General features: G+C 66.7%; 16 protein-coding genes and 1 tRNA gene. 9 read left to right on the top strand and 8 right to left on the bottom strand.

Going from position 1 to position 21,065, the window contains the following annotated elements; translation table 11 throughout:
* Positions 1-61 precede the first annotated feature (61 nt).
* Positions 62-1,132, top strand: a complete 1,071-nt coding sequence (locus AC07YR_RS10560) for an NAD(P)-dependent alcohol dehydrogenase (protein WP_494733909.1) — start codon at positions 62-64, stop codon at positions 1,130-1,132.
* A complete protein-coding gene (locus AC07YR_RS10555; RefSeq protein WP_055796284.1) occupies positions 1,129-1,557 on the top strand; it encodes an HIT family protein in 429 nt (142 codons plus the stop codon). The genes AC07YR_RS10560 and AC07YR_RS10555 overlap by 4 nt, the downstream gene beginning before the upstream one ends.
* Before the next feature lie 61 nt (positions 1,558-1,618).
* Here the strand turns inward: AC07YR_RS10555 and hrpA are convergent, their stop codons facing one another.
* Both hrpA and AC07YR_RS10545 read right to left on the bottom strand, forming a co-directional pair.
* Positions 1,619-5,635 (bottom strand): ATP-dependent RNA helicase HrpA, encoded by a 4,017-nt coding sequence (hrpA, locus tag AC07YR_RS10550; protein WP_494733906.1) that lies wholly within the window; start codon positions 5,633-5,635, stop codon positions 1,619-1,621.
* A gap of 183 nt (positions 5,636-5,818) precedes the next feature.
* Positions 5,819-5,986 carry a hypothetical protein gene (locus AC07YR_RS10545; RefSeq protein WP_200939271.1) on the bottom strand — a complete coding sequence of 56 codons (168 nt, stop codon included), beginning with the start codon at positions 5,984-5,986 and terminating at the stop codon, positions 5,819-5,821.
* An 81-nt stretch (positions 5,987-6,067) separates the two neighbouring features.
* Between AC07YR_RS10545 and AC07YR_RS10540 the strand changes: the two genes are divergently transcribed.
* Positions 6,068-7,036, top strand: coding sequence for a GlxA family transcriptional regulator (locus AC07YR_RS10540; protein WP_055796278.1), 969 nt, complete (start codon positions 6,068-6,070; stop codon positions 7,034-7,036).
* Here AC07YR_RS10540 and AC07YR_RS10535 read toward each other — a convergent pair.
* The 6 genes from AC07YR_RS10535 to AC07YR_RS10510 all read right to left on the bottom strand — a co-directional run bounded on the left by AC07YR_RS10535 (position 7,033) and on the right by AC07YR_RS10510 (position 11,635).
* Positions 7,033-7,338 carry a protealysin inhibitor emfourin gene (locus tag AC07YR_RS10535; protein ID WP_494733905.1) on the bottom strand — a complete coding sequence of 102 codons (306 nt, stop codon included), beginning with the start codon at positions 7,336-7,338 and terminating at the stop codon, positions 7,033-7,035. The two genes, AC07YR_RS10540 and AC07YR_RS10535, sit on opposite strands and share 4 nt — an antisense overlap.
* Positions 7,339-7,401: 63 nt before the next feature.
* On the bottom strand, positions 7,402-8,445 hold the full coding sequence (locus AC07YR_RS10530; RefSeq protein ID WP_494733904.1) for a M4 family metallopeptidase: 1,044 nt from the start codon (positions 8,443-8,445) through the stop codon (positions 7,402-7,404).
* Positions 8,446-8,560: 115 nt separating this feature from the next.
* A tRNA-Arg gene (locus AC07YR_RS10525) sits at positions 8,561-8,633 on the bottom strand.
* An 87-nt stretch (positions 8,634-8,720) separates the two neighbouring features.
* Positions 8,721-10,232, bottom strand: coding sequence for an FAD-dependent oxidoreductase (locus AC07YR_RS10520; RefSeq protein WP_494733908.1), 1,512 nt, complete (start codon positions 10,230-10,232; stop codon positions 8,721-8,723).
* A 5-nt stretch (positions 10,233-10,237) separates the two neighbouring features.
* Positions 10,238-11,110, bottom strand: a complete 873-nt coding sequence (locus tag AC07YR_RS10515; protein ID WP_436058003.1) for an FAD:protein FMN transferase — start codon at positions 11,108-11,110, stop codon at positions 10,238-10,240.
* A 57-nt stretch (positions 11,111-11,167) separates the two neighbouring features.
* Entirely contained in the window at positions 11,168-11,635 is a 468-nt protein-coding gene (locus AC07YR_RS10510) for an FMN-binding protein (RefSeq protein ID WP_055796269.1), read from the bottom strand.
* Between the two features lie 235 nt (positions 11,636-11,870).
* Here AC07YR_RS10510 and argS point away from each other — a divergent pair, with 235 nt between their 5' ends.
* The 6 genes from argS (at position 11,871) to rho (ending at position 20,924) form a co-directional block, all read left to right on the top strand.
* Positions 11,871-13,535 (top strand): arginine--tRNA ligase, encoded by a 1,665-nt coding sequence (gene argS, locus AC07YR_RS10505; RefSeq protein ID WP_055796266.1) that lies wholly within the window; start codon positions 11,871-11,873, stop codon positions 13,533-13,535.
* A 4-nt stretch (positions 13,536-13,539) separates the two neighbouring features.
* Positions 13,540-15,015 carry a diaminopimelate decarboxylase gene (gene lysA, locus AC07YR_RS10500; protein WP_436058001.1) on the top strand — a complete coding sequence of 492 codons (1,476 nt, stop codon included), beginning with the start codon at positions 13,540-13,542 and terminating at the stop codon, positions 15,013-15,015.
* On the top strand, positions 15,016-16,332 hold the full coding sequence (locus AC07YR_RS10495; protein ID WP_494733903.1) for a homoserine dehydrogenase: 1,317 nt from the start codon (positions 15,016-15,018) through the stop codon (positions 16,330-16,332).
* On the top strand, positions 16,333-17,439 hold the full coding sequence (gene thrC, locus AC07YR_RS10490; protein ID WP_055796255.1) for a threonine synthase: 1,107 nt from the start codon (positions 16,333-16,335) through the stop codon (positions 17,437-17,439). It begins immediately after the preceding gene.
* Positions 17,440-17,441: 2 nt separating this feature from the next.
* Entirely contained in the window at positions 17,442-18,428 is a 987-nt protein-coding gene (gene thrB / locus AC07YR_RS10485) for a homoserine kinase (RefSeq protein ID WP_436057999.1), read from the top strand.
* A gap of 324 nt (positions 18,429-18,752) precedes the next feature.
* The gene (gene rho, locus AC07YR_RS10480; protein WP_436057998.1) at positions 18,753-20,924 is read left to right on the top strand and encodes a transcription termination factor Rho; all 2,172 of its coding nucleotides are present in this window, start codon (positions 18,753-18,755) and stop codon (positions 20,922-20,924) included.
* Positions 20,925-21,065 lie beyond the last annotated feature (141 nt).

Raw genomic sequence — 21,065 nt, 5'->3', positions numbered from 1 at the left:
CCTCCCCGGCACCCCGCCGCTCCGGGACGCAAGCCAGACCGCGCCGCCTGCGCTCCCGCGGCTGGCCGCGGCCTACGGGGCCACAGCAAGCGACAGCGGCTTGGTCCCGCTCACCGTCGCCCGCCGGGCCCCGAAGGACGACGACGTCGAGATCGCCATTGAGTTTTGCGGCCTCTGCCATTCGGACGTGCACGCGACGCGCGGCGAGTGGGGGTCGCAGAAGTACCCTCTGGTGCCCGGCCACGAAATCGTCGGCCGGGTCAGCCGCGTGGGTGCCGCCGTCGACGATTTCGCGCCGGGTGACCTCGTGGGCGTGGGCTGCCTGGTGGACTCCTGCCGTGAATGCGAAAGCTGCCTGGACGGCCTGGAGCAGTACTGCGAAAACGGCATGACCGGAACCTACGGTGCACCTGACGCCCGCAACGGGGACGCCATCACCCAGGGCGGCTACGCCACCTCGGTGGTGGTGGACCGCCGCTACGTGCTGCGGGTTCCCGAAAACCTCGACCCGGCGGCCGTCGCGCCGCTGCTCTGCGCCGGCATCACCACCTATTCCCCGCTGCGGCACTTCGACGTCGAGCCCGGCGACGTTGTGGGTGTGGTGGGACTGGGCGGACTGGGCCACATGGCGGTGAAGCTCGCCAAGGCCATGGGGGCCGAAGTTGTGGTGTTCACCACCTCGGCATCGAAGGTCGCCGCGGCGCGGGAGCTTGGTGCCGACGGCGTCGTCCTGTCACGCGACGAAGCGGCCATGGCGGCCGCCGGCCGGAGCATCGACGTCATCATCGACACGGTGGCAGCGCCGCATGACCTCAACCCCTACTTCCGGACCCTCCGCCGGGACGGCGCGCTCTTCCAGCTGGGCCTGCCCTCTGGAGTCATGCCACCTGTCAATCCGGGGGCGCTGATCCGGCGCCGGATCGCCTACGCGGGTTCGCTGATCGGCGGCATCGCCGAGACCCAGGAGATGCTGGACTTCTGTGCTGAACACAACGTTGTCTCCGACGTCGAGGTGGTGGGTGCCGATCAGCTGAACGAGGCATATGACCGCATGGTGGCCGGAGACGTCAAGTATCGTTTTGTCCTGGACACCAGCACCCTCGGAACCCCTTCGGAAAAGGCAGACGCATGAGCACCGTTTTCACCAAGATCATCAACGGCGAGATCCCCGGACGCTTCGTCTGGCGCGAGCCGGACGTGGTGGCGTTCCTGACCATGGGACCGCTCGCCGACGGACACACCCTAGTGGTTCCCACGGAGGAAGTGGACCGTTGGACGGACGCCCCGCCCGCGCTGCTGACACGGGTGATGGAAGTTGCGCAGAAGATCGGCGCCGTCCAGGTGGATGTCTTTGATGCCGCACGGGCAGGGCTCATCGTGGCCGGCTACGAGGTCAACCACCTCCACGTCCATGTGTGGCCGTCCAACTCCATGGCCGACTACGACTTCGGCTCGGTGGACCAGAACCCCGACGCCGCACAGCTCGACGCCAACGCGGAGAAGCTGCGCGAAGGGCTCCGCCAGGCCGGCCACGGCGATCACGTTCCCGCGGCCTGAGAGCTCCGGCGCAATTCCGGTTTTGGTCCGGGCTGGCCCCGGCGTGGTTCCCTTACGGGGGCTACGCCGGGGCCAGCGCCTTATTCAGGACCGCCCGGATCCGCTTCTCGGAGACGGAATAGGCCGTTCCGAGCTCGACGGCGAAAAGGCTCACCCGCAGCTCTTCGATCATCCAGCGCACCTGCGTTAACTCGGCCCCGGCCCGGCGACCCGGCAGCAGCGCCGACACGGCATCGTCGTAGTCGTCCTCCAAGGCCTGGACCGCGGCCATGTGCAAGGCGTCCCGCTGGACATTGCCGGGCAGCTTTTCCAACCGCTTCTCGATCGCGGCCAGATAGCGCGGCAATTGGCTGAGCTGGGCGTAGCCGGTGCGTGCTACAAAGCCGGGGAAGACGAGCTGTTCGAGCTGGCTCCTGACGTCGTTGAGCGCGCTGATCAGGGCCAGGCTGGTGGTCCCCTTGAGCTGCTTTTCGATCCGGCGCGTGCTGGCGAGGATGCGTTCGACGACCGCGGTGACAGTGAACACTGTGTCGATGAGTTCGGCCCGGACCTGCTCGTACAGGGCTTTGAAGGACGCCTCGGCCCACGGCAGTTCGGCCGGCGTGAGCTTGTCGATCGCGGCCAGCGCGCAGTCCGCGATCAGGGCCGACACCGAGCCGTGCGGATTCTGGCTGAACGTCAGTTTCTCGGTGTTGTTCAGGTGCTCCAGGACATACCGGTCCGGCGCGGGCACCTTGAGCGCAAGCAGACGGATGACGCCGCCGCGCATGGCCAGCTCCTGTTCGGAAGCGGTCTGGAACAGTCGGAGGGCAACCGATGCGCCTTCATCCACCAAGGCCGGGTAACCGGTGACAGTGTGTCCTTTCACCATGCCCTGGACCTGGCGCTGCACGGTTCCGAAGGTCCAGTCCGTCAGCCCGGATTTCTCTGCGAAGCCGGGTGTTGCGGCACCGTCCGGGGACGGCGTGAAGCCTCCGGCGTTCTTCGGGGCCTGCACGGACTGCCCGCGCTGTGCGCCCTTCGGGCCTTTGGGGGCCGTCGTCACCGGGGTGGCGCCCAGGGACTCGGCGATCGCCCGCCTCGTGGCCGGAGCAAGCCGTTCCTGCAGTTCTGCCAGGTCCTTGCCCTCATCCAGCGTCTTGCCCTGGGAATCGACCACGCGGAAGCTCACGCGAAGGTGGGACGGCACGGCAGCCCAGTTCCATGAACCCGGCGGGATGACCTGTCCCCGGATCCGCCGCAGGACCAGCTCAAGCGAGGGCTCCAGCTCGTCGGCCGCAGGATCGAAATCGGCTTCGAGGGCGGCAACGGCCTGCCGGGCGACGTCCGGGGCGGGGACGAAGTTCTTGCGGACCTGCTTCGGCAGCGACTTGATCAGGGCAGTAACGAGCTCCACGCGCTGGCCCGGAATGAGCCAGCGGAACGCGGCGTCGTCCAGCTGGTTCAGGAAGAGCACGGGCACTTCGGCCGTGACGCCGTCGGAGGGGTTGGGCGGGGAACCCGGCGCGACGGGGTGGAACTCGTAGCTGAGCGGCAGTTCGAAGCCCTTGTGCAGCAGGGTCTTCGGGTAGGCCGAATCGTCAAGGGCCGAGGCGTCCTCGCTGATCAGCAGGGACTGGTCGAAGTCGAGCAGGGTGGGATCCTGCTGACGTGCGTCCTTCCACCACTTGTCGAAGTGCCGTTCGGATACGACGTCCTTACCGATCCGGGCGTCGTAGAAGTCGAACAGCGTCTCGTCGTCCACCAGGATGTCCCGGCGCCGCATCCGGGCCTCGAGCTCCTCGACTTCATGGAGCAGTGCCCGGTTGCGGTGGAAGAACTTGTGGTGGGTCTGCCAGTCGCCCTCAACCAGGGCGTGGCGGATGAACAGCTCGCGGCAGAGCTCCGGATCCACTTTGCCGTAGTTGATGCGCCGGCTCGGGATGATGGGCACACCGTAGAGAGTGACCTTCTCGTGGGCCATCACCGAGCCCATCTTCTTGGACCAGTGTGGCTCGCTGTAGCTGCGCTTGACCAGGTCCGGGGCCACCTGTTCGGCCCAGAGCGGATCGAACTTCGCGGCCACCCTGGCCCACAGCCGGCTCGTTTCCACCAGTTCGGCTGCCATGACGAACGTGGGTGACTTCTTGAACAGCGCCGAGCCCGGGAAGACCGCAAAACGGCTGCCGCGGGCCCCGGCGTACTCTCGCTTGCGCTCGTCGAGGATGCCGATGTGGCTGAGCAGGCCGGAGAGAAGGCTGATGTGGATGCCCTCATGGTTGCCCACGGGATCGGCCAGGCGCTTGTTGTCCAGGCTGATGCCCAGCGGGCGGGCGAGCTGGCGGAGCTGGGCGAAGAGGTCCTGCCACTCGCGGACGCGCAGGTAGTTGATGAACTCGGCGCGGCAGAGCCGGCGGAAGGCCGTGGAGGAGAGCTCCTGCTGCTTCTCCTGGAGGTAGTTCCAGAGGTTCAGGAAGCCGGTGAAGTCCGAGTTTTCGTCCCGGAACCGCGCATGCTTCTCCGCGGCGAGCTGCTGCTTGTCCGTCGGACGCTCGCGCGGGTCCTGGATGGTGAGCGCGGCGGCCAAGATCATGACCTCGCGGACGCACCCGCGCTTGCCGGACTCGACGATCATCCGGCCGAGCCTCGGGTCGACGGGAAGCTGGGCAAGTTGCTGACCGACTGCGGTCAGCCCGCCGCCGCCGTTCCTGCCGGCGGCGGGCCGACGGCCGGGTCGTCCGCCGGCGTCGCCCTTCTCCTCCTGCGGACGGGCGGCGCTCAGGGCGCCCAGCTCGCGCAGGAGCGTGACGCCGTCGTTGATGGCGCGCGAATCCGGCGGCTCCACAAACGGGAAGTTCTCCACGTCCTTCGGCCCCCGGGCCACACCCATGGCGGTCATCTGCAGGATGACGGCCGCGAGGTTGGTGCGCAGGATTTCGGGGTCCGTGAACTGCGGCCGGGATTCATAGTCCTCTTCCGAATACAGCCGGATGGCGATGCCGTCTGACACGCGGCCGCACCGGCCGGAGCGCTGGTTGGCCGAGGCCTGGGACACGCGTTCGATGGGCAGCCGCTGCACCTTGGTCCGGTGCGAGTACCGGGAGATGCGTGCGGTTCCGGTGTCCACGACGTACTTGATGCCGGGCACCGTGAGCGACGTTTCGGCGACGTTGGTGGCCAGCACGATCCGCCGTTTGCTACCGGGATGGAACACCCTGTGCTGCTCCTGCAGGCTCAGCCGGGCGAAGAGCGGCAGCACCTCGGTGCCGGCCAGCCGCCGGTTGGACTGGATGCGGGCGTTGAGGGCCTCGGCCGCATCGCGGATTTCGCGCTCGCCGGAGAAGAAGATCAGGATGTCGCCCGGGGCTTCGAGGGCCAGTTCGTCGACGGCGTCGCAGACGGCGTCGAGCGGGTCGCGGTCCTCCTCGAGTTCGTCGTCGGAGGCGGCTACCGCGTCGTCGTCATCGCCGGATACTGCGCCGCCCGCCGGCTGGGACAACGGCCGGTACCGGATTTCCACCGGGAACGTCCGTCCGGACACCTCGATGATGGGGGAGGGATCCTCCTCGGTGCCGAAGTGCTTGGCGAAGCGTTCCGGATCGATGGTGGCGGAGGTGATGATGATCTTCAGGTCGGGGCGCTGCGGCAGGATCCGCTTGAGGTACCCGAGGATGAAGTCGATGTTGAGGCTGCGCTCGTGGGCTTCGTCGATGATGATGGCGTTGTACCTGCGCAGCAGCTTGTCGCGCTGGATTTCGGCCAGCAGGATGCCGTCGGTCATGAGCTTGACCTTGGTGTTGCGGCTGACCTCGCCGGTGAAGCGGACCTGGAAGCCCACTTCCTGGCCGATCTCGACGCCGAGTTCCTCGGCAATACGCTCGGCCACCGTGCGTGCAGCCAGCCGGCGCGGCTGGGTGTGGCCGATCAGTCCGTTGTCGCCCAGGCCCAGTTCCAGGCACATCTTGGGAATCTGGGTGGTCTTGCCGGAGCCGGTCTCGCCGGCAATGATCGTCACCTGGTTGGCCGCGATGGCGGCCATCAGGTCCTCGCGGCGCTCGGAAACCGGCAGCTCGGCGGGGTAGGAAATATGAAAAGTCATGGCTGGAGACAGTCTACTGCGGCGGGCCCGCCCGCTGCGTTCCAGTGCCGTTGCGGGCAGATACGTTCCTGGCGTTGGCGTTGGAGGGACCCGGCTCATTATTGAGCCGGGTCCCTGTTGTTGTATCCCGCATTTGAGTCGGCCCCGGTCCGGAGCAGAATCCGGATCCGGATGGTGCGGCGCTCAGTAGTTCCGCAGGGTGTAGCTGATGCTCGGAAGGTCCAGCGCTGCCCAGTCGCGCTCTGAACGTTCGGGAGGGGTGTGGCCCCGTCCGTCCCTGAGGAGCGCGGCGATGGTGGCCGAGAGGATGACGAGCAACAGGACGATGAGTGCAACTCCGATGGTTTCCATGCCTCTATGTTTCTCCCGTTGCCGGCAACAAAACAGTGGCAGAAATGACCAAAAAGCTATAATTTCTGCCACAATGGAAGCATGCTCAAATCAGTGGCAGTGATCGTTGTTCCCAACTTTTCCATCTTTGAGTTCGGTACCGCGTTCGAGGTGTTCGGCATCGACAGGTCGGCCCGGGGGACCGGTGTGCCGGCTTTCGACTTCCGCGTCTGCACGCCGGAACCGGGCGATATCCGGCTCAAGTCCGGGCTGTCCATGCACGTCGACCTGGGGCTGGAAGCGGCCGCCGATGCCGATCTGGTGATCATGGCTCCCTACGGCCACGACCAGGATGTCCCGGAAGAAGTGCTGGACGCACTTCGGGCGGCCCATACCCGAGGCGCCTGGGTGATGTCCATCTGTTCCGGTGCCTTCGCCCTCGCGCGTGCGGGCCTGCTCGACGGCCGGCGCTGCACCACGCACTGGCACTATTCCCCGGAACTGGCCAGCCGCTACCCGGCGGCACTGGTGGACGAGAACGTCCTGTACGTCCAGGATGGCCGCATCATCACCAGCGCTGGCACCGCGGCCGGCATCGATGCCTGCCTTCACCTGGTGAGGGTGGAACTCGGAGCCGGCGTGGCCGCCAGCATCGCCCGCGACATGGTGGTTCCGCCCCATCGCGACGGCGGGCAGGCCCAGTTCATCGACCGTCCGATACCGGCCTGCGGCTCACAGCCCATGGAGGAACTGCTGCAGTGGATGGTCCGGAACCTGGAACAGGACCACACCGTCAACGAACTCGCCGCACGGGTGCACATGTCGCCGCGGACGTTCGCGCGCCGGTTCCGGTCCGAAACGGGTGCCACCCCCGCAGCCTGGCTCAACTCCCAGCGCGTGCTGCGGGCGCAGGAGCTCCTGGAATCCACCGAGCTCAACATTGACGAGATTGCCCGCGAGTCAGGGTTCGGACACTCCGTGCTGCTCCGCCACCACTTCGGCAAAGTGCTGGCCACGAGCCCGCAATCCTACCGGCGGGCGTTCCGGGGCCACCTCGAACCTGCGGTCTAGCGCCCCGGGTCCGGGACGCCGTTCCGGGCGGCTTCGGCCGCTGCCCGGGTGTTGTCGATGAGGACCCGCCACGGGCCGGTGACGGCCTGCTCCGGAAGGGTGGCGCGGTGCTGGCCGGCCCTGATGGAATACATGAACCTGTCCGGCTGGCCGACGGCCTCCGGGGAGCGCGGAACGGCATCCCAAGGGCACGCCTCGACGAGCGGCCCCCAGCGGCTCTTGTCCGTCGGGGTGGTGGCCTGGACGCTCCATACCCTCTTGAGCGCAGCAATCCCGCCGCTGCGCTGGACAGTGATCTTCATGGCCTGGTTCCTGTGCTTCCGCTACTGCCTGGCAGCCGGCTGACCCCTCCGGCGGCGTTCCAGTTACAGCTTTACCTTCACAGTTTCCCACGCCTTCCGGACGGCGTCATGTTCCGGTGAAGCCGCACCAAACAGTTCCGCCGCCGATGCCGCCGTGGCCTTGGCGAACTTGGTGAACGTGGCGTTGGCCGGGAGGGAACCGCCGGTGAGCGTGTCATACCAAATGCGGCCCGGGGTCTCCCAGGCATTGCCGCCAAGAGCCGAGGCTACGAGGTAGAACGCCCGGTTGGGGATGCCGGAGTTGATGTGCACCCCGCCGTTGTCCGCGCTCGTACGGACATACGAGTCCATCGAGTCCGGCTGGGGGTCCTTGCCCAGCACGTCGTCGTCATAGGCGGTGCCGGGAGCCTTCAGCGACCTCAGGGCTGCGCCTTGCACCTGGTCCGTGAACAGGCCTTCGCCGATCAGCCAGCTGGCCTCCGCAGCCGTCTGCTGCGCGACGTATTGCTCCACGAGTGCGCCGAACACATCCGAAAGCGATTCGTTGATGGCACCGGCCTGGTTCCGGTAGACGAGCCCGGCGGAGTGCTGCGTGACGCCGTGTGCCAACTCGTGGCCGATGACACTCAGCGAGCGGGTGAAGCGCTGGAATATTTCGCCGTCGCCGTCGCCGAACACCATCTGGTGTCCGTCCCAGAAGGCATTGTCGTAGAGCTTGCCGAAGTGGACAGTGGCATCAAGCGGCAGTCCCCGGGCGTCAATCGAATTCCGTCCGAAGGCCTCGGCATAGAGCCGGTGGGTGTGGCCCAGGCCGTCGTAAGCCTCGTCCGCCGACGAGTCGCCCGTGGCGGGTTCCCCCTCCTTGCGCACCAGCTGCCCGGGCAGGGACTCGGAGGTCTTCGCGTCATACAGCGTGCGGTTCGGCGGGCCGGGCTGGAGCTGCCGGACTCCGGACGGAACCGCGGGGAGCGGAAGCGCGCGGGTTGCCTGGATGGACCTGACATGGAGCAGTGCTTCCTTCGCCGCCCGGGCCACCCTGGACAGGCGGGGTTCGTGCTGAGCCGCAAGGCGCCGCAGCATGTAGGGCGGAATGATGGAGCAGTACATAAAATGTCCCCTTTACTCGTCGGCGATGGAAACAGCCTACGAGGGGGTGCCGACACTGCGGCGGGACACGCCTTAAACAGGAAACCCCGCCAGCTGGGCTGGCGGGGTTTGTCTGTGCCCTCGATAGGATTCGAACCTACGACCTTCTGCTCCGGAGGCAGACGCTCTATCCCCTGAGCTACGAGGGCAGTCAGGGTTCCTGCCGTTGCCGGCGGGACGTCCTAGAGCTTAGCAGGAAGGTGGCCCCCAAAGGAAAATCGGGTCGAAATCGGCACTCAGTAGCCCGCGAACGAGTCCGTGCGGATGCGGCGGGCGCCGGCACTGCGGGCGGCGGACCGCAGTGAGCGGACGCTGGCAGGCGAGCCGGACACGAACACTTCGCGCGAGGCAATGTCCGGGACAAGTTCCTTGAGAGCCGCGCCGTCGAGCGGCTCCGGCGGACGGGAAACTTTGCCGGCGTCTTCCATGAACGACGGCGGCGCGGAGCCGTCGGAGAGCCTGGCTATGACCCGTGCGCCGGACTGCTCCAGCGCATCCGCGTAGGCGAGTTCCGCAGTCGACTTCGCAAGGTACAGCAGGACCACGTCGCGGTTCCTTGCCGCGCCTGCGGCGAGCTGGGCGAGGTAGGGCGTAACGCCGATTCCGGCCGCAATCAGCAGGACCGGCCCGGTCCGGCCGCGGGGCAGCACGAAGTCGCCGCCCACCGCCGTGGCGGTCACGGAGTCGCCGGGCCGCAGGGCGAGCAGGGCGCGCTTGGCGGCGGACACCGGCTCGGCAGTACCGACGCCGATGGTCACGTCCCGGGCATCCGGGGCGCTGGTCAGGCTGAAGACCCGGCGCCTGCCCTTGCCGTCGGACTTGGCATGCGGCAGGTGCAGTTCCATGTATTGTCCCGGCGCGAACCTGACCGCACGTTCGGGCCGGAAGCTGAATTCCGTCGTCGTCGGCGTGAGGGGCCGCGATTCCTGGAAGTTGAGGCGGATGCCGCCGCGCTGTCCGGCCAGGAAGGCAATCAGGTTCCCTGCCAGCAGGGCCAGTTCGGGAGAGTTGGCCACGAAGCCCAGGTTGTAGGGGACGGCAAAGATCACGCCGACGACGGCGGCGAGCGCCAGCTGCTGCCAGCGCCGGGGCGGCAGGGTCAGCGGTTCGGTCAGCATGAAGCCCACGAAGAACAGCACGGGGCGCTGTGCGAGGGGCTGCCACAGGGCCTGGCCCGTGGACATTCCGGCCCGGAGGAGCTCAGTGGCCACGATGGATACGGAGACCGCCGTGAACACGGCCCCCATCAGTATCTTCCGGGTGCGGTAGAGGACCAGCACGATGCCGGGGACGATGAGGAAAAGCATGGCGGGAGTGGCAGCCCACCACGTGGCGATGTTGAGGCCGGTCAGTCCGGCCGCAAATGCCCCAGCGGCTGCCGGGTTGAAGATATGCCGGCCGCGCCAGGCCAGGGCGTATTTCGAGGCCGATGCCAGGACGCAGGCGATCGCGACGCCGGCAACATCCATCGCCTTGAAACTGGGCCAGAACAGGAAGTACAGCAGCAGGCCGGTGATCAGCGAGGATTCGGAATGCGGCCGGACGTGGAACAGGGCCGCCAGCCCGCGGTTCGAGGCGTAGGTGAGTCCCAGGCAGAGCGCCAGATGGGTGAGCATCTCCGGGATGCCGAAGGTGAGCCAGCCCAGGACATTAAGCAGCAGGCTGTACGCGGCCAGCACGGCAAGCACCCACAGCACCAGGCGGTACATGGTGAAGCGGTTCAGGGACGTGTCCACCCGCTGGATCATGGAACTCATTCGAACAGCACTCCTTCGAAACCTGCTGAGTAGGCGGCACTTCCGTCCGAGAAAACCGTAAGCCAGGAAAACGCAAAATCCTGCTGAAGCGACCTCCCTGAGACGAAGAACAGGGCAGTGGCCAAGGCATCGGCCGTCATGGCGTCCTCGGCCAGCGCCCAGGTGGCCACCACGGTTCTGACCGGTGCCCCGGTGGTGCCGTCCAACACGTGATGCAGCCCGTCGCCCCACGCCCGGCGGTTTGCTGCCGAGGCGCACAAGGCGCCCGTGCCCAGGCTGAGGGTGCCGATGGCCCGGCCGGGATCGTACGGATGTTCCAGTGCCACGGCCACCGGTACCGGTCCGGAATTGAGGAGGTCGCCGCTGGCGTCGATGAAGTATTCGCCTGCGCCCAGGGACCGGAGTTCCGCAGCGAGCAGATCGGCCAACTGGCCCTTGCCGGCAGCCCCGACGTCAAGTACCACGGGAGCCGTGGTGGTCAGCACGGCGTCATTCCAGTCCAGGACGTCATCCCACCGCGGAGCGGGAACCGGTGTCCCGCGGGACCGGAGCGAATAGTCCGGGCCGTACCCCAGCTGTTCCAGGCTGCCGCCGATCAGCGGCGTCATTGCACCGTCAGTCAGCCGGTAGAGGTTCCGGTACAGGCGGCCCAGCGCGCCTGCACCGTCCGGCATCCGGAAGCGGCCGGGCTCCCTGGCCGCCTGCGCGACGATCGAGTCCGCCCTGAAACGGGACCACGCGGCGTCGTACGTCTCCACCACGCCGAGCAGCCGGCGGCGCTGGCCGCCGTCCAGGGGGCCCGGCGTTGAAATCTCCCAGCTGGTTCCGATTCCGTCGAAACTGAACGCTGCCCAGCCAGGGTGCGGCACGTTATCTCCTCTTGACGCGGTGAACGGTGGATACTGCGCCGTTCGTCCGGGCGCGGCCTACCGGGCCTCGGATTTGATCTTCTCCACGGCCTGGTTGAAGCCGCCGCTGGTGAGCGATGAGCCGGCCACTTTTGAAACATTCAGTTCATCCAGGCTCTTGCCCACTATCTGCGCCGCGATACCGCCGGCGAACTCGCCCTGGAACTTCCGGGTATTGGGATTGGAAGGATGCTGGGTGATGTTCACGCCGGACACTGTGCCGCCGGAAAGCGTCAGCTCAACGCCCACAGTTTCAGTGCCGTTGGGGGACACATAGTTTCCGTCGGCGCTGTAGGTGCCGTCCTTGTAGCCGGACGCGGCAGCAGGGGCGCTGCTGGTTGCGGAGCCGGCGGACGCGGCAGTGGACTGGGCTGCCGCGGATTGGGCTGCCGGTGCCTGGGCGGACGGCGCGCAACCGGCCACGGTTCCGATCAGGGACATGCCGGCGATGCCGACGAAGACGCTCTTTCGTACCGGGAAGCTCATACGGGGCTCGTTTCGTATAGTTGCGGGCAGCTGCGTGCCGGACAGGTCCCGGCACCGCTGGGACAGGATCCAGTCAGGCAGTTACAGGATGGACAACGTTGGAATCAGCGTAATGGTTCAGCCTGTGACGAACCCGATTCAATTCTGTGAGGCTTCCTATTCCTGTGCCCCTTCACAGCGTCATGGCGTTGCTGAGGATTCCGCGGGTTTCGCGGGCCACCGGTAGGCTAGATGCGTGACTCCCGAAGAACTCTCCCTCGCCATATCCGCCTGCCTGAAAGACGCCGTCGCCGCCGGCGAAATCACTCTTTCCGCATCAGCCGTGCCGGACGAGGTGCGCGTGGAGCGGCCAAAGAACCGGGACCACGGCGACTGGGCCACCAACATTGCCCTCCAGCTGTCCAAACAGGCCGGCGTTAATCCCCGGGAATTCGCCACTATCCTCAGCGCACGGCTCAAGGGCATTGACGGCGTTTCGGCCGTGGATATCGCCGGTCCGGGCTTCCTGAACATCACGGTGGACGCCGCGGCTGCAGGCGCCCTGGCCAAGGCCATCGTCGAAGCGGGGCCGGCGTACGGCACCAACTCGGCGCTCGCCGGACACGTGGTCAACATGGAATTCGTCTCTGCCAACCCCACCGGCCCGCTGCACATCGGCCACACGCGCTGGGCCGCGCTGGGCGACTCGATCGCCCGCGTCCTCCGGGCCTCCGGCGCGACGGTCACCGCCGAGTACTACATCAACGACGCCGGGTCGCAGATGAACGTCTTCGCCCATTCCGTGCTGTCCCGGCTGCACGGCCGTGGCGTGCCGGAGGGCGGTTACCCCGGCCAGTACATTTCCGACCTGGGCCACCATGTCCTGGCGGACCACCCGGACATCCGGGAACTGACCGACGTCGCGGCGCTGCCGGTCATCCGGAGTGCGGCGTACAAGGCGCAGATGAAGGACATCAAGGACACCCTTGCCGACTTCGGCGTCGCCTTCGACGTCTACTTTTCCGAGCAGGAACTGCACGACGCCGGCGCCATCGAAAGTGCCGTCGCGCGCCTTCGCGAGCAGGGCCACGTGTTCGACGACGGCGGCGCCGTCTGGCTGCGCACCACGGACTTCGGGGACGACAAGGACCGCGTGATGATCCGCGCGAACGGCGAACCGACCTACTTCGCCGCCGACGCCGCCTACTACCTGTCCAAGAAGGACCGTGGCTTCGACCAGAAGATCTACCTGCTGGGAGCGGACCACCACGGCTACATCCACCGGCTCAAGGCCATCGCGGCAGCGGCCGGCGACGACCCCGAGGCCAACATCGAGGTGCTGATCGGCCAGCTCGTGTCGGTGAACGGTGCCAAGCTGTCCAAGCGCGCGGGCAACATCATCGAGCTCAAGGACCTTATTTCCTGGCTGGGCAAGGATGCCGTCCGTTATTCGCTGGCGCGTTTCCCGGCGGACTCCCCGCTCACTCTGGACCCCGATCTCCTGAAGAAGCACAGCAACGAGAATCCGGTCTTCTACGTCCAGTACGCGCACGCACGGTCCCGCGGCACTGCCCGCAACGCCGTGGCAGCCGGAGTGGAGCGCAGTGTTGACGGGAAGGACGTGTTCGACGCCGCCCTCCTGGACCACGCCACCGAGAACGAACTGCTGTCCTACCTGGGCAGCTACCCCTCCATCGTGGCCAAGGCCGCCGAGTTGCGCGAACCGCACCGCGTGGCCCGCCACCTGGAAGTTATCGCCGGCGCCTACCACCGCTGGTATGACGCCTGCCGCGTGGCGCCGCAGGGCGATGAGCCCATCACGGACGTCAACCGCACCCGCCTGTGGCTCAACGACGCCACCAGCCAGGTGTTGGCCAACGGACTGGAACTGCTTGGCGTTTCGGCGCCGGAACGGATGTGACGCAATGACAGGGAATTCTTTGAACCACGCATCCCCCCTGGCACCGGAGTGGCTTGCCGTCCCGGCAGACCTCAATAGGCTCCACGAGCCCCTCTGGGCGGCCGGCGTTGCCCGGAACGACGCCGGTGAACTCGCCATTGACGGCATTCCGGTCAGTGAGCTCCAGCGCCAGTTCGGCACGCCGCTGTTCGTGATGAGCGAAAACGACTTCAGGGCACGTGCCCGGGCCTTCAGCGACGCCTTCAACGACGCTTTCGCCGACATCTGCGGGGGAGTGGATGTCTACTACGCCGGCAAGTCGTTCCTGTGCACCGCCGTGGTCCGGTGGGTGGAGGAAGAAGGGCTGCGCCTGGACACCGCTTCCGGCGGGGAACTTGCCGTCGCGGACCGCGCCGGCATACCGGGCGCCGATGTCGCCCTGCACGGCAACAACAAGTCCGACGCCGAGATCCACCGTGCGCTGGACATGAAGCTGGGCCGGATTGTGGTGGACAGCCTTGTCGAGCTGGAGCGCGTCGCCAAAATCGCGTCCGAACGCGGCGAAACCGCCAAGGTGATGCTGCGGCTGACACCCGGAGTGCATGCGCACACCCACGAGTTCATTGCCACCGCCCATGAGGACCAGAAGTTCGGCCTGTCCATGGCGGAGGACACCACGGACCAGGCAGGCCTGTCCGCGGCCGAGGAAGCCGTGGCCGCCGCCACGAGTTACCACAGCATTGAGCTCCTTGGCCTGCACTGCCACATCGGCTCGCAGATCTTCGAACCGGACGGCTTCGCGCTGGCCGCAGTGAAACTGCTCAATTTCCTTGCGGCCATGCAGGAGAAATACTCCATCGTCCTGCCCGAACTGGACCTCGGCGGCGGATACGGCATCGCCTATACGCCAGTGGACACACCGCGCCCGCCGGCAGAGATCGCGCAGGCGATGGCCGCCGTCGTGCGTTCCACCTGCGCCGAGCTGGGCATCACGTCTCCCCGAATCTCGATTGAGCCGGGACGCGCCATCGTAGGCAGCACCACGTTCACCCTTTACGAGGTGGGAACCCTCAAGACCGTCCGCGTGGACGCTGCCGCCGCTGAAAATGCAGGGAATGCCGGGGAAAACGTTACGTACCCGCGCCGCTATGTGTCGGTGGACGGCGGCATGAGCGACAACGCCCGCCCGGTGCTCTACGACGCGGATTATTCGGCGATCGTGGCGTCGCGGATCTCCGAGGCCGTACCGCAGCTGTCCCGCGTAGTGGGCAAACATTGCGAGAGCGGCGACATAGTTGTTAGAGATGTATATCTGCCCGAGGACGTGGCAGCCGGTGATCTGCTCGCTGTACCGGGGACCGGCGCCTACTGCTGGGCCCTCTCCAGCAACTACAACTATCTGGCCCGGCCGGGCGTTGTCGCTGTGCGCGACGGATCAGCCCGGCTGATTGTCCGCGGGGAAACCGAACAAGATCTGCTGAACCGCGACATGGGAGTCTGAATGACTGAATTGCGAACCCTGAAAGTAGCCCTGTTGGGCTGTGGCAACGTTGGGGCTCAGGTGGCGCGGATTCTGATTGATGACGCCGAAGCACTGGCCGCCCGCGCCGGAGCCCGCCTGGAGCTGACCGGCATCGCCGTGCGCACCATCGATGCGCCGCGTGACGTCGAGCTGCCGCGGGAACTGTTCACCACGGATGCCGACACCCTCGTCAAGGACGCCGACCTCGTCATCGAACTGATGGGCGGCATCGAACCTGCCCGTACCCTGATTCTCGCCGCCATCCAGAACGGCGCCTCTGTGGTCACCGGAAACAAGGCGCTCCTGGCCCAGGATGGCCCCACCCTCTACGAAGCAGCGGACAAGGCCGGCGTCCAGCTGTCCTACGAGGCAGCCGTGGCCGGCGCGATCCCCATCCTGCGCCCCATCCGCGACAGCCTTTCCGGCGACCGCATCACCCGGGTGCTGGGCATCGTGAACGGCACCACCAACTTCATCCTCGACCAGATGGATACCACGGGTGCTCAGTTTGAGGACGCCCTCGCCGAGGCGCAGCGCCTTGGTTACGCAGAGGCTGACCCCACTGCCGACGTCGGAGGCCTTGATGCCGCGGCCAAGGCGACCATCCTCGCCTCGCTGTCCTTCCACACGCGCTTCGACCTGGAGAACGTCCACTGCGAAGGCATCACCGGAGTCAGTGCTGCGGACATCGCCGCAGCGAAGGACGCCGGGTTCGTCATCAAGCTGCTGGCCATCGCCGAGAAACTGACCGCCGCAGACGGCAGCGAGGGCGTGTCCGTCCGCGTACACCCCACTCTGCTGCCCCGCGAGCACCCGCTGGCCGCCGTCCACGGCGCCTTCAACGCCGTGTTCATCGAAGCCGAGAACGCCGGCGAGCTGATGTTCTACGGCCAGGGCGCCGGCGGAACCCCCACGGCCTCGGCCGTCCTGGGCGACCTCGTCTCCGCCGCACGCCGGATCGTCCTGGGTGGCCCCGCGCAGACCGAGACCACCAACGGCCAGGTGCCCGCGCTGCCCATCGACGCCGTCAACACCAGCTACTACATCGGCCTCGACGTTGCCGACCAGCCCGGCGTGCTTGCCAAGATCGCCCAGCTGTTCGCTGAGCACGGCGTGTCCATCGAGATCATGCGCCAGACTATCCACCGTGACGCCGACTCCAACGTGGAATCTGCCGAACTGCGGATCGTCACCCACCGCGCAACCGAAGCTGCACTGGCAGCGACCGTCCGGGCCGTGAAGGGCCTGGACGTCATCAATTCAGTTACATCCGTACTGCGGGTAGAAGGAGTCTAAGTGGCTCACCAATGGCGCGGTGTCATCCGCGAATACGCTGATCGTTTGCCCGTAACGGAAAGCACGAAGGTCATTACCCTCGGTGAGGGCGGTACGCCGCTGGTCCACGCGCAGAAGCTCTCCGAGCTGACCGGGTCCACCGTGTACCTGAAGGTCGAAGGCATGAACCCCACCGGCTCCTTCAAGGACCGGGGCATGACTATGGCCATGACGGCCGCAGTGGCCTCGGGTGCCAAGGCAGTGGTGTGCGCCTCCACCGGCAACACGTCAGCGTCCGCAGCGGCCTACGCCACGGCAGCCGGCCTCCAGTGCGCCGTGCTGGTGCCGGAGGGCAAGATCTCCATGGGCAAGCTGAGCCAGGCGATCGCCCACGGCGCCACCCTCCTGCAGGTGGACGGGAACTTCGACAACTGCCTCGACATCGCCCGGAAGCTGGGGGAGTCCTACCCCGTGTTCCTGGTGAACTCTGTCAACCCGGCCAGGATCCAGGGGCAGAAAACCGGTGCCTTCGAAGTTGTGGATGCGCTCGGCGACGCCCCGGACATCCACGTCCTCCCGGTAGGCAATGCCGGTAACATCACCGCGTACTGGAAGGGCTACAAGGAGTACTCCGCCCCGTTCGAGTCCGAGACCGCCGGCACGCTGCCCGCCGTGTCCACCAGGACCCCGCAGATGTGGGGCTTCCAGGCCGCCGGCGCTGCGCCGTTCGTCGCGGGCCACCCCATCACGGAGCCGGACACCATCGCCACGGCAATCCGGATCGGAAACCCGGCCTCCTGGGACGGTGCCATCGCCGCCCGTGACGAGTCCGGCGGATTCATCGACGCCGTGACGGACGATGAGATCCTCGCGGCGCACCGCTGGCTTTCCGCCAAGGAGGGCGTCTTCGTGGAACCCGGTTCCGCCGCAGGCGTCGCGGGCCTGATCAAGAAGCACGCCGCGGGGCAGGTTCCCACTGGCAAGATTATCGTGATCACCGTTACCGGCCATGGCCTGAAGGACCCGCAGTGGGCGCTGCGCACCGAAGACGGCAGCGAAGTGCAGCCCGTCAAGGTGTCCAACGACGTGGTCACCGTGGCTGCCGAACTTGGCCTGGAAGAAAAATAGCCTTGGAAACCACCCTCACCGTCCCGGCCGAGTCAGCTGCCGGCGCGCCGGCGGTCCCGACCGGGCAGCTGGTGACCGTCCGCGTGCCTGCCACCAGCGCCAACCTCGGCCCCGGCTATGACAGCCTGGGACTCGCACTCTCGCTGCACGACACGCTGACCGTTGAAACCCTGGGCAGCGGCGAGCTCGAGTTCGAACTGAGCGGCGAGGGTGCGGAGACGCTTCCGCGCGACGCGAGCCACCTGGTGGTCAAGGCCATCACCGAGGCCCTGCACCGGCTGGGCTTCCGGCACCAGGGCCTGAAGATCACGGCCGACAACGTCAACCCCCACGGACGCGGCCTGGGTTCTTCGGCCTCGGCCGTGGTGGCCGCGGTTACGGCCGCGAATGCGCTCGTGCCGGAGCCGTCCCGCCGCGGCAAGGACTGGATCCTGCAGCTGACCAGCGAAATGGAAGGCCATCCTGACAACGTGGCACCGGCCATATTCGGCGGTCTGGCGCTGTCATGGCAGGACAGTGACCAGTACAGCAGCACCTGCGCCACGGTGACGGATTCGGTGATTCCAGTCGTCGCCGTACCTGACTATGAGCTGTCCACCGAAGCGGCACGCGCACTCCTGCCGGCATCGGTGGGCCATCATGCTGCCGCCATGAACTCCGGCCGGGCCGCGCTGCTCATCCATGCCCTCACCAGCAAGCCGGAATTCCTGCTCGCCGGCACGGAGGACTACCTCCACCAGAGCTACCGCGCGGAGGCCATGCGCCCCAGCGCGGACCTGATCCGTGCGCTGCGCTATGCAGGACACGCTGCCGTTGTATCCGGCGCCGGGCCAACTGTCCTGGTGCTCGCCAACGGGGAAGAAGAGGCAGCCGCAGTGGTGGGTTTCATCGAGGCCTACACCCGGGCCAACACGCCGGATGTCGGATGGCGTGTGATGAAGCTGGCGGTGGACGTTGAAGGTGCTAAAGTGGGAGTGCACCGGCGGTAATCCCGCAGGCAGTCAAAACGAACCCGATGTTGGCCATGGCGCCTGTCTAATCGTTTGCTGCTCTGAACTTCAACTGCGCAATAGTCTCCGGTGCCGCCTGCTTTGGTCTGTCGCAGGAATCTGCAGAATCGCTCTGCACCCCTGAACCGTCAGTCCGCCATTCCGTTCTCTTCCTGGAATGTTCGAGGCGTATCAGTATCCGGCCCTGCTGGCCGAATTCCATCCGGCAAGGCCGAAATCCGGCTGCAGATCTGAACTGCAGCCCAGATCAAATCATCGCGTCCAGCTCCCAGTCTGGACGCCGTCGAGGGGGAAGGATCCTTCGTGACCGAAACCACTGAGCTGTCTCCAGCTGTGGACATATCTTCTGCTACCGACTTGTCGGCAGCACCCGCCAAGAGCAGCGGCCTTGCCGGCCTTAAGCTCGCCCAGCTGCAGGCTCTCGCCAGCCAGCTCGGTATCTCCGGCGGATCCCGCATGCGCAAGGGCGATCTGGTGACCGCCATTTCCGCCCACCGCGCAGGCACTTCAGCCACCAAGGCTCCGGCCAAGGGCGCTGATAAGACCGGCGAAAACATCTCGGCACGGGCAACCGCGCCGGCAGCTGCCGCCCCTGCTGCTGAAGCTGCAGAGGCTCCCGCCGCGGAAGGCACCCGTGCCCGCCGTGGTCGCAGCCGCCGTGCCGGCAGCGACGGCGTTGTCACCGCTCCCGCCACCGAGGCACCCGCCCCGGAAGCCGCACCCAGCGAAGCGCCCGCGGCTCCTGAAGCCGCTCAGGCCGCCGTGTCCGAAGGTGCTGCACCGGAAGCTGCGGAGCGCCGCCAGCCCCGCACCCGCAACCGCCGCCGCGGTGAAGCAGCCGCCCAGGCGACGGCCCCCGCCGCCGAGGGTGAGGCCCCGGCGCAGGCGCCGGCCGAGCAGCGTGTTTCTGAACAGCGCGTCTCCGAACAGCGTGTTTCCGAGCAGCGCACGGAACAGCGTGGCGGTGAGCAGCGTGAACAGCGCGGCGCAGACCAGGCCGGCGAAGCAGCCGAAGCCGGTCAGCGCAACGAGCGCCAGACAACCCGCACCCGTGGCGGCCGCGACGGCGGCGAAACCGCCGGTACGCGTGAAACAACCCGTCGGGACGACACCCGCGAAAGCGACGATGCGGACGGCGGAAGCCGCCGTAACCGCCGCAACCGCCGTGACCGCAACGACAGGACGGGCGGCCAGGACAACAGCCGGGACAACCGGGATAACTCCCGCAACGACCGCTTCCGCGACCGTAACGATCGCCGTCGTGGACGCGCCCAGGGTCCGGACGTCGACGACGTCGAGGTCACCGAGGACGATGTCCTGCTGCCCGTCGCCGGCATCCTGGACGTGCTGGAGAACTACGCGTTCATCCGCACCTCCGGCTACCTGCCGGGTCCGAACGACGTCTACGTGTCCCTCGCCCAGGTCAAGAAGTACAACCTGCGCAAGGGCGACGCCGTGGTCGGCGCCATCCGCGCACCCCGTGAAGGCGAAGACCGCAGCCAGCAGTCCGCCCGCCAGAAGTTCAACGCCCTGGTCCGCGTCACCTCCGTCAACGGCAAGACCCCCGAGGAACTCAAGGACCGGGTCGAATTCGCGAAGCTCGTCCCGCTGTATCCCTCGGAGCGCCTGCGCCTCGAGACGGACCCCAAGAAGATCGGCCCCCGCGTCATCGACCTGGTTGCCCCGATCGGCAAGGGCCAGCGCGGCCTGATCGTTTCGCCGCCGAAGGCCGGCAAGACGCTTATCCTGCAGTCCATTGCCAACGCCATCACCACCAACAATCCTGAGGTCCACCTCATGATGGTGCTCGTTGACGAACGTCCCGAAGAAGTCACGGACATGCAGCGCACCGTGAAGGGCGAGGTCATTGCCTCCACCTTCGACCGTCCCGCCGACGACCACACCACCGTGGCCGAGCTCTCCATCGAACGCGCCAAGCGCCTCGTGGAAATGGGCATGGACGTTGTGGTGCTCCTCGACTCCATGACCCGCCTGGGCCGTGCCTACAACCTGGCAGCACCGGCTTCCGGCCGTATCCTGTCCGGTGGCGTCGATTCCGCAGCGCTGTACCCGCCGAAGCGCTTCTTCGGTGCAGCACGCAACATCGAAAACGGCGGCTCACTCACCATCCTGGCCACCGCGCTCGTTGAGACCGGTTCCAAGATGGACGAGGTCATCTTCGAAGAGTTCAAGGGCACCGGCAACATGGAACTGCGCCTGTCCCGCCAGCTCGCGGACAAGCGCATCTTCCCGGCAGTGGACGTCAACGCGTCCGGCACCCGCCGCGAAGAAAACCTGCTTTCCCCCGAGGAAGTCAAGATCATGTGGAAGCTGCGCCGTGTCCTTTCCGGACTCGAAACGCAGCAGAGCCTTGAGCTGCTGACCAACAAGATCCGGGAGACCCAGAGCAACGTCGAGTTCCTCATGCAGGTTCAGAAGACGACGCTTGGTGCGAAGTCGGATAACGACAAATAGTTTCACCAGGGGCGGGGCCGACGCATTTTGCCGGCCCCGCCTTTGTCGTTCGGATTTTGCCGCCCCCGCCCCTACGCTGGGCGGCTTCGATCTTCGATCGTTCGCCGCCCAGCTCCGGCAGGCCCGATGCCACTCCCGGGG

Source organism: Arthrobacter sp. GW460-12-1-14-TSB2, from assembly GCF_059423525.1.
This window is presented reverse-complemented; position numbering and strand designations above follow the sequence as displayed.

Bases quoted from the DNA above. Each gene is read 5' to 3' on its own strand.
- AC07YR_RS10555 (WP_055796284.1), top strand. From the start codon at position 1,129: ATGAGCACCGTTTTCACCAAGATCATCAACGGCGAGATCCCCGGACGC.
- hrpA (WP_494733906.1), bottom strand. From the start codon at position 5,635: ATGACTTTTCATATTTCCTACCCCGCCGAGCTGCCGGTTTCCGAGCGC.
- AC07YR_RS10545 (WP_200939271.1), bottom strand. From the start codon at position 5,986: ATGGAAACCATCGGAGTTGCACTCATCGTCCTGTTGCTCGTCATCCTC.
- AC07YR_RS10540 (WP_055796278.1), top strand. From the start codon at position 6,068: ATGCTCAAATCAGTGGCAGTGATCGTTGTTCCCAACTTTTCCATCTTT.
- AC07YR_RS10535 (WP_494733905.1), bottom strand. From the start codon at position 7,338: ATGAAGATCACTGTCCAGCGCAGCGGCGGGATTGCTGCGCTCAAGAGG.
- AC07YR_RS10530 (WP_494733904.1), bottom strand. From the start codon at position 8,445: ATGTACTGCTCCATCATTCCGCCCTACATGCTGCGGCGCCTTGCGGCT.
- AC07YR_RS10520 (WP_494733908.1), bottom strand. From the start codon at position 10,232: ATGATCCAGCGGGTGGACACGTCCCTGAACCGCTTCACCATGTACCGC.
- AC07YR_RS10510 (WP_055796269.1), bottom strand. From the start codon at position 11,635: ATGAGCTTCCCGGTACGAAAGAGCGTCTTCGTCGGCATCGCCGGCATG.
- lysA (WP_436058001.1), top strand. From the start codon at position 13,540: ATGACAGGGAATTCTTTGAACCACGCATCCCCCCTGGCACCGGAGTGG.
- AC07YR_RS10495 (WP_494733903.1), top strand. From the start codon at position 15,016: ATGACTGAATTGCGAACCCTGAAAGTAGCCCTGTTGGGCTGTGGCAAC.